We start from the raw sequence: 7364 nt of genomic DNA, 5'->3' as shown, positions 1-7364 counted from the left end.
TTCTTTCCTTCAACTTTATGACCATAAAACTGACCAATCCATGCGATTACAAACACGCCGATATAAAATCCTACCCCTACAGGTAGAATAATAATAAGCCAAGCCATTACCACCAACAAAGCAGCCATAGCCACAGCTAACACGATATCCAAGCGAGCATAGAAAACCAGTGTAAGTACAAGCAATAAAGCGGTGAGTAGAGTACTAAAATGCGCAAGAATACCAATTATTGAAAAAAGAATTGCTGGGACACATACCCAATGTATTTTTTTATTGGTTTGGTTTTGGTGACTATCGTTGTATTCATCGAACCATTCATCTATCGATTTCACAACTGCACTCCTTGCTAAATTGACAATTTATAATGTCATTACTATAGCGAAGAAAGTAGTGAGGGTCAAAAATGAATCAAAAAATAATATAAATAATAAAGCCACGTATAAACGTGGCTTTATTATTAGTTGGAAGTCTAAATATTAAGAATTTGGACCATCAACGCGTTCGATACTTACTTTCGCAGTGCCAGCATTGGTAACACCAAGTTGTTTAGCTGCGCCATAAGATAAATCTAATACACGGTTACCATGGAATGGACCACGATCGTTAACCTTAACTACAACGCTTTTGCCGTTGTCTTTATTGGTCACACGAATGTAACAGTTCAATGGCAGGCTACGATGAGCAGCAGTTAAACCATTCATGTCGAATGTTTCACCGCTTGCAGTCTTACGACCATGAAATTGACGACCATACCATGATGCTACGCCAGTTTGGCTAAACTTACGTACGGTATTAGACGCAACAGTGTTAAGTTTTTCAATCACTGAAGGCTCTTCTGCAGGGATATCAATTTTAGCAGCAATTGTTTGGCGACGTACTTTGTCACCAGAACTCTCAGTGATTGAAAGACTATTGACGTTAGAAAAACGAGAATTAAAATTTTGAGAATCTTTGCTCAAAACGCGGGCTGCTAAATTAGAACCTTCAACATCATTTGTTAATGATGATGATTGTACCATTTCAGCATGTAACGGGCTTAAACTTAAGCCTGCCGTCAGCGCTAGAATATATTTTAGCGAAAACTGCATTGTATAAACTCCTAGAGAACATGCTTTTCTATCTCAACAAAACAGCATTGAAATACAGTGCACATGTCTAATTATTCACTTTTGCAATTACTTTTCTTGGGTGGATAATATTCAGCGCTTACGAAGTGTGTCTAGTCTTTAACGATAAATAGTTACAAAAAGGGTAAAAACTTACAGTTTTAGCTCAAAAAATAATCAATATTGTAACAAAATATGAAATTTGATTATTTAACACCCTTTTCGAACCATAAATTTATTGACTTTCAGATTTTGTTTAAAAAATCGGGTTATCTTCCTGCGACTTCAGTGCCTAATAACCACACCGCTGTGGCATACATTCGACTCTTATTATAAGTCGTGATTACTTGGAAATTTGGATAGGTGATGTAATAAATAGGTCCAAATTGGTCTTGTAATTGAATAACATTTACTAAATCAAGATCATCTATTTTTACCAAAGGGTCAATAGGTGTGATACCTAATCTTTTTAGTTCACCATAAGGAGTTGGTTGAGTTAAATCTTTAGCAATAATACTTTCAGGATCGTTACCTAAATAACGAGCAGGGAAGCCAATTGGACGATCACGTTGCCAACCATATTGAGCTAAATAATTCGCGATTGAACCAATTGCATCAACTGCGGAGTTTCTTAAATCAATATGTCCATTACCATCATAATCCACACCTAGCTTTTGGATGTTACTCGGCATAAATTGTGGATAGCCAATAGCCCCAGCATATGAACCAACGATACTGTTGGTTGGATAGCCTTCTTTATATGTCCATGAGATCAACGCTGCGAGTTCATCACTGAAGTAATCAGCACGACGAGGATAACCAAACGCTAAGGTTGCTAGAGCGTCACGGGTGATGAAAGAGCCTTTATTTGCGCCATAACCTGTCTCAACACCTAAAATGCCTAAAATTACAGATTTTGGTACACCAAATTGTTGTTCCGCATGATTCAGAACATCTTCATATTGGTTTTTAAAGCGGACACCACGTTGAATTGTACCTTCGACTAAGAACATAGAGCGATATTCATACCAAGGCTTACTTTCACCTGGACGCGTCATGATGTTTAAAATGTTGGGTAAATTACGTGCGCCACTCATTGCACTATCAATTTGTTCACTACTTAAACCATAGGTAGTCATCGCTTTTTGTTTAAAAGCAAAATAATTTGGATGAGTGTAAAATTCATTTGCTTGTGCCCAATTACTACTCAGAAATAGACTGGCACTTAATGTTAAAAATTTAAAAGTATTATTTAGTTTAGGATGAAACATGTGTTTTATGAATTCCTCGTTATCGATGTGTATGAATTGACATCACAAGTCCAAATGTTGACATAAGTGTAATAATTGCAGTTCCACCATAGCTCATAAACGGTAACGGCACACCCACTACAGGTAAAATACCACTGACCATGCCTGCATTTACAAATACATAAACAAAAAATGACAAACCAAAGGCTCCTGCAACTAAACGCCCATAGTTATGGAAGCTTTGTAAGCCAATCTGAAATGTTCTAAAAATAATCGCGCAATATAAGAAAATAAGTAGGGTAACGCCGATCAAGCCAAATTCTTCAGAATAGGCTGCAATAATAAAGTCGGTATGACCTTCTGGTAAAAAATGTAAGTGAGATTGAGTACCTTCTAAAAAGCCTTTTCCTGAAAAACCGCCTGAACCTATCGCAGTTTTAGATTGAATAATATTCCAACCTGTACCCAATGCATCAGCCTCAGGATCTAACAAGGTAAGTACCCTTTGTCGTTGGTAATCGTGTAGTAAGAACTCCCAAGCAATTGGAATGATTACAGCAGCAACTCCAGCAGCGGCAGCAATCAATCTCCATGATAATCCACTCAAGAAAAGTACAAAAATGCCACTAGCAAGCACAAGTAATGAAGTACCTAAGTCTGGTTGCTCTGCAATTAAAAGAAAGGGTACGAGGATGAGCAGCAAAGATAGTATGACTTGAGACAAACTAGGAGGTAAGGCTTTGCGAGATAGGAACCATGCGATCATCATTGGCATGCCAATCTTCATGAATTCACTAGGTTGAACACTACCAAAGCCTGGAATATCAATCCATCTTTGTGCGCCCATACGTACTTCGCCAAACACAACAACGGCTACTAAAGATAAAACACCGAAGACATAAAAATATGGTGAGAATGCTTGATAAACTTTTGGAGGAATTTGCGCCAGAATAATCATGACGGTAAAACCAATGCCAAAGCTCATTGCTTGTTTACTGACAAGACCAACATCTTGGGCAGAAGCACTATATAAGACGGTAAGTCCTAAAAATGCATTTAGTACCAGAAATAGGCAAAGCCATGGGTCTATATGGAGTTGTTGCCACCGTGAAGGGTGAGTGGCAGTACTCAAGCCATCACGCGGTGCTTGACGTAAAAATTTGTACTGTGAGCTTGGAGACATGCGCTTCTAAATCAAGTAAATCAATGCTTCGCGAATGCTAACATAAACACTGATTTAGACAATGCAAATTTAGAAATTGTGACATTATATAAGTTTGAAAATGACTCATCTTTTTCTATAAAAAAGCGACTATATATAGTCGCTTTTTTTGAATATTCGAAGTTTATTTCTGAACGAGCAACTGATCGAAATGCTTAGTGAATACATCCAACTCAGCTTGGCTTAAGCTAGGAATTAGTTTTTTGATTACAATATGCACAGCAGTTTCAACACCGCTAGTCGCAACACTTGCAACACCACGTTTTACCATGCCTAAACCCAATGTTTTGTTGTATTCAGTCATGAAGTGTTGAATAAGCGCATCAGCAAAAGATTTGAACTGTTGTGTTAATGCATCACGTTGTTCTTTACCGTTGCCCGCAGCAACTTCAGCAAAGCTTTTTTTCATGTCAGAAACTAAAGCATCTGGTAGTTGAGTACCGATACGTTGTTTACCTTCATTATCAATAAACAAGCTCTTTTCCATGAAAGCTAAAGATTCAAGGACTTGTTCATTCGATGCTTTGCCTAATAATTGCTTCATCAAAGTAGAGACAATACTACGAATCTTTTGAGCGAGTTCTTCTGTTGTATCTCGTTTGTCACTTGGTGGGAACTGCTGTACCAAATGCACCAACATCGTGTCAATCAGCTCATCAGTAAGTTGAAGAGAAATCTTGTCACGCAAAGGGTATTGTGGTTCTTTGCTGTTACGGTTGGCTTGTGCAAGTTGAATATCCTGACTCAAACCTGCTGATGGAAGAATACCGAAATAACTGGTCATTGAAGAACGTCCTCTATATCAAATTTATTCGTTTTATTGTCGTGCCAAGCGGATCGGCTTGGGCATCCATGACAAGTCAGATACTCGACAAGGGTTGATATCCAATCCACCACGACGAGTATAGGTTGCATAGACCATCAGTTTTTCTGGTTTTAAGTGTTGCCAAATATCTGCGAATATTTGTTCCACACATTGTTCATGAAAACCATTATGCTGACGGTAAGAAATAATATAGGCTAATATACTGCGATAACAAGGTTTTTTACCTTGAAAACGAATAAAAACAGTACCCCAGTCAGGTTGTCCCGTCACCGGGCAATTACTTCTCAAAAGATTAGAGTAAAGTTCTACTTCAATATTTTCTTCACTGACAGCATCATACTGCAATAAGCTTGAATCTGGATGTTCTGAAAGACGTTCAGGGATCAGATCATCTATACAGATTCCTTGGGGTTTATAAATCTGTAAATCATCCACTTGAAATAGTTGCAGTTCAACTTTAGCACCAGCAGCATCTGATAAATCACGCTCAACGGTCTCAACAAATAATTGTTGTGATGCAAATTGCGAGAAATTCATGCTGTTGAAATATAGTTTAAGTGATTTTGATTCAATTAAATTCGGAGAGTTGGCTGGTAAGGTTAAACGTCCTATAGCCACTTGTGGTAAACCAAGTTGGTTTAACCATGAAATCTCAAATACATGCCACCAGTCTTTGCCTTGCGCTATGCCTTCAATATCGGCATAAAGTTTGCGAGATTCAGCACGAGCAATCGGAAATAAGACTTCTGGTTGATATTGAGTAGGATACTGGGTGTCTTTGCCCAATAAAGAATGTTCTACACTCATTCACGCATTCCTGAACCGCGAGCTAATAAATGATATGCAACTGCATAAAGGGCAACACAACATAATGTGACAACAGTGAGAGAGAATGAAACATTGACATCACTATGTCCCAAAATACCAAAACGGAAAGCGTTGACCATGTAAACAATTGGGTTAATTAAAGAGAGATTTTGCCAAAATGGACTTAAAGCACTAATCGCATAAAATACACCACCTAAGTAAGTGAGTGGAGTCAAAACGAAAGTTGGGATAATCGAAATATCATCAAATGATTTTGCGTATACGGCATTAATGAAACCACCAAGTGAAAATAATAACGAGGTGATAATCACTGTATATATAGTTACAAAGAAATTATAGATTTCCAAGTGTGTAAAAAACAAACTCATCAGAGTAACGATTAAGCCGACCAATACACCACGACATACACCACCAATCACATAACCCCAAAGAATTAAATGTAATGGCACAGGGCTCATGATCAATTCTTCAATGCTTTTTTGGAATTTTGCACTAAAGAAGCTTGAAGAAACGTTTGCATAACTATTGGTAATCACTGCCATCATAATTAAACCTGGCACAATGAATTGCATATAGCTAAAGCCACCCATTTCACCAATACGTGATCCGACTAAATTACCGAAAATCACAAAATATAGGCTCATGGTAATCGCTGGTGGTAGCAAGGTCTGAGGCCAAATTCGCATAAAACGACGAATTTCTTTAACGACTAAGGTCCAAAGTGCGGTTTGTAACTGATTAAAGTTCATTGATCCGCTCCTGTAAGATTTTTCTCAACCATTTTTACGAACAATTCTTCTAAGCGGTTTGATTTGTTACGCATACTACTGACTTGAATATTTTGTGATTGTAAAATCAAAAATAAATCATTCATGCTATGCGCTTTATCCATCGTAACTTCTAAAGTCACTGGATCGATTAATTCGAATTTAAATCCAATAATATTGAGTTGCAGGTTTTCGATCGGTTCTGCTAAATCACAAATAAACGATTCTTCATTAAGTTGATTTAGGAAACCTTTCATAGTGGTATCTTCTTTGATCACACCACGGTCAATAATGGCTATGCGACGACACAACATTTCAGCTTCTTCTAAATAATGTGTCGTTAAAATGATTGAAGTACCTTTTTCATTCATTTCAGTCAAGAAATCCCACATTGAACGGCGTAATTCAATATCAACGCCTGCAGTAGGTTCATCGAGAATCAGAAGTTTTGGTTCATGCATCATTGCACGTGCAATCATTAGACGACGTTTCATACCGCCTGAAAGCATCCGAGATTGAATGTTACGCTTTTCCCAAAGACCAAGTTTCTCTAAATAATATTCAGCACGCTGTTCAGCGAGTTTTTTTGGAATTCCATAGTAACCAGCTTGAGTGACCAAAATATCAAAAGTTTTCTCGAATTGACCAAAGTTAAACTCTTGAGGCACAACACCTAAACACTGTTTTGCCAATGATGGATGGGTATCAAGGTTATGGCCAAAAATTTCAACTGTACCTGATGTTTTTTTAGTTAAAGAACTAATGATACTGATCGTCGTCGATTTACCTGCACCATTAGGTCCTAATAATGCATAAAACTCTCCTTCAGGTACGGTTAAATTAATACCTTTTAATGCCTGAAAACCATTACGATAAGTTTTGGACAAATCGCTCAACACCAAAGCATCAGTCATGAACGTCTCTCATTGTTAGATTGAACGCGTATTTTGAGCGATATAAAAAAATAAACCAAGTGTAAAAGTGGTTTATCTTGTTCTATATATAGAACAGCGTTGAGCAGTCATTGAGAAAGCAAATTAATAAACAGCTAGAGCCTCTATTAAGATAAAGTTTTTGAAACGTTTTTATAAAGATTTGTTAGTTAAATAGGTAAATCTATCAATAAATTAAGAGCTTAATTTTTTAAATTGTTTAATCAGGAAATCAATAAAAATTTGAAGCTTTTTAGAGATATTCTGACCATTGGGATAAACCGCATAAAAGTTCATGATCGGGCTGTGATAGTCTTCTAAACACCGAGAAATAACACCTGCATCAAAATATTTTTTAGCAATAAAATCTGGTAGGAAGACGATGCCATGTCCTTTGGTACATAATGAATAGCCACTAATTTTGTAGACACCT

Annotated in this window: 9 protein-coding genes; all 9 read right to left on the bottom strand. The window is 37.2% G+C overall.

The features are described 5' to 3' along the window. Positions 1-332: Mpo1 family 2-hydroxy fatty acid dioxygenase (locus tag A2003_RS00200; protein ID WP_286686655.1), on the bottom strand; the 332-nt coding region annotated here is incomplete at its 3' end. A 144-nt stretch (positions 333-476) separates the two neighbouring features. Next, complete coding sequence (locus A2003_RS00195; RefSeq protein ID WP_039046986.1) at positions 477-1088, bottom strand: septal ring lytic transglycosylase RlpA family protein; 612 nt, start codon at positions 1086-1088, stop codon at positions 477-479. 287 nt (positions 1089-1375) lie between these two features. Beyond that, positions 1376-2377 (bottom strand): lytic murein transglycosylase B, encoded by a 1002-nt coding sequence (gene mltB / locus A2003_RS00190; protein WP_286686654.1) that lies wholly within the window; start codon positions 2375-2377, stop codon positions 1376-1378. A gap of 19 nt (positions 2378-2396) precedes the next feature. Further along, positions 2397-3539: a rod shape-determining protein RodA gene (gene rodA / locus A2003_RS00185; RefSeq protein WP_004915164.1), complete on the bottom strand. Its 1143-nt coding sequence runs from the start codon at positions 3537-3539 to the stop codon at positions 2397-2399. A gap of 163 nt (positions 3540-3702) precedes the next feature. Further along, positions 3703-4362, bottom strand: coding sequence for a hypothetical protein (locus A2003_RS00180; RefSeq protein WP_039046984.1), 660 nt, complete (start codon positions 4360-4362; stop codon positions 3703-3705). 33 nt (positions 4363-4395) lie between these two features. Next, positions 4396-5211, bottom strand: coding sequence for an NADPH-dependent 7-cyano-7-deazaguanine reductase QueF (gene queF, locus A2003_RS00175; RefSeq protein WP_039046983.1), 816 nt, complete (start codon positions 5209-5211; stop codon positions 4396-4398). Next, complete coding sequence (locus A2003_RS00170) at positions 5208-5981, bottom strand: ABC transporter permease (protein WP_004953671.1); 774 nt, start codon at positions 5979-5981, stop codon at positions 5208-5210. The genes queF and A2003_RS00170 overlap by 4 nt, the downstream gene beginning before the upstream one ends. Then, positions 5978-6913 carry an ABC transporter ATP-binding protein gene (locus tag A2003_RS00165; protein WP_004953672.1) on the bottom strand — a complete coding sequence of 312 codons (936 nt, stop codon included), beginning with the start codon at positions 6911-6913 and terminating at the stop codon, positions 5978-5980. The genes A2003_RS00170 and A2003_RS00165 overlap by 4 nt, the downstream gene beginning before the upstream one ends. Before the next feature lie 213 nt (positions 6914-7126). Next, positions 7127-7364: LysR substrate-binding domain-containing protein (locus A2003_RS00160; RefSeq protein ID WP_286686653.1), on the bottom strand; the 238-nt coding region annotated here is incomplete at its 5' end.

Source organism: Acinetobacter sp. GWC1_38_13, assembly GCF_001767535.1.
In the GTDB taxonomy this organism is placed as follows: Bacteria; Pseudomonadota; Gammaproteobacteria; order Pseudomonadales; family Moraxellaceae; genus Acinetobacter; species Acinetobacter junii.
Note: the sequence above shows the minus strand (reverse complement) of the source record. Positions and strands in the feature narration are given on the sequence as shown.

Bases quoted from the DNA above. Each gene is read 5' to 3' on its own strand.
- A2003_RS00195 (WP_039046986.1), bottom strand. From the start codon at position 1,088: ATGCAGTTTTCGCTAAAATATATTCTAGCGCTGACGGCAGGCTTAAGT.
- mltB (WP_286686654.1), bottom strand. From the start codon at position 2,377: ATGTTTCATCCTAAACTAAATAATACTTTTAAATTTTTAACATTAAGT.
- rodA (WP_004915164.1), bottom strand. From the start codon at position 3,539: ATGTCTCCAAGCTCACAGTACAAATTTTTACGTCAAGCACCGCGTGAT.
- A2003_RS00180 (WP_039046984.1), bottom strand. From the start codon at position 4,362: ATGACCAGTTATTTCGGTATTCTTCCATCAGCAGGTTTGAGTCAGGAT.
- queF (WP_039046983.1), bottom strand. From the start codon at position 5,211: ATGAGTGTAGAACATTCTTTATTGGGCAAAGACACCCAGTATCCTACT.
- A2003_RS00170 (WP_004953671.1), bottom strand. From the start codon at position 5,981: ATGAACTTTAATCAGTTACAAACCGCACTTTGGACCTTAGTCGTTAAA.
- A2003_RS00165 (WP_004953672.1), bottom strand. From the start codon at position 6,913: ATGACTGATGCTTTGGTGTTGAGCGATTTGTCCAAAACTTATCGTAAT.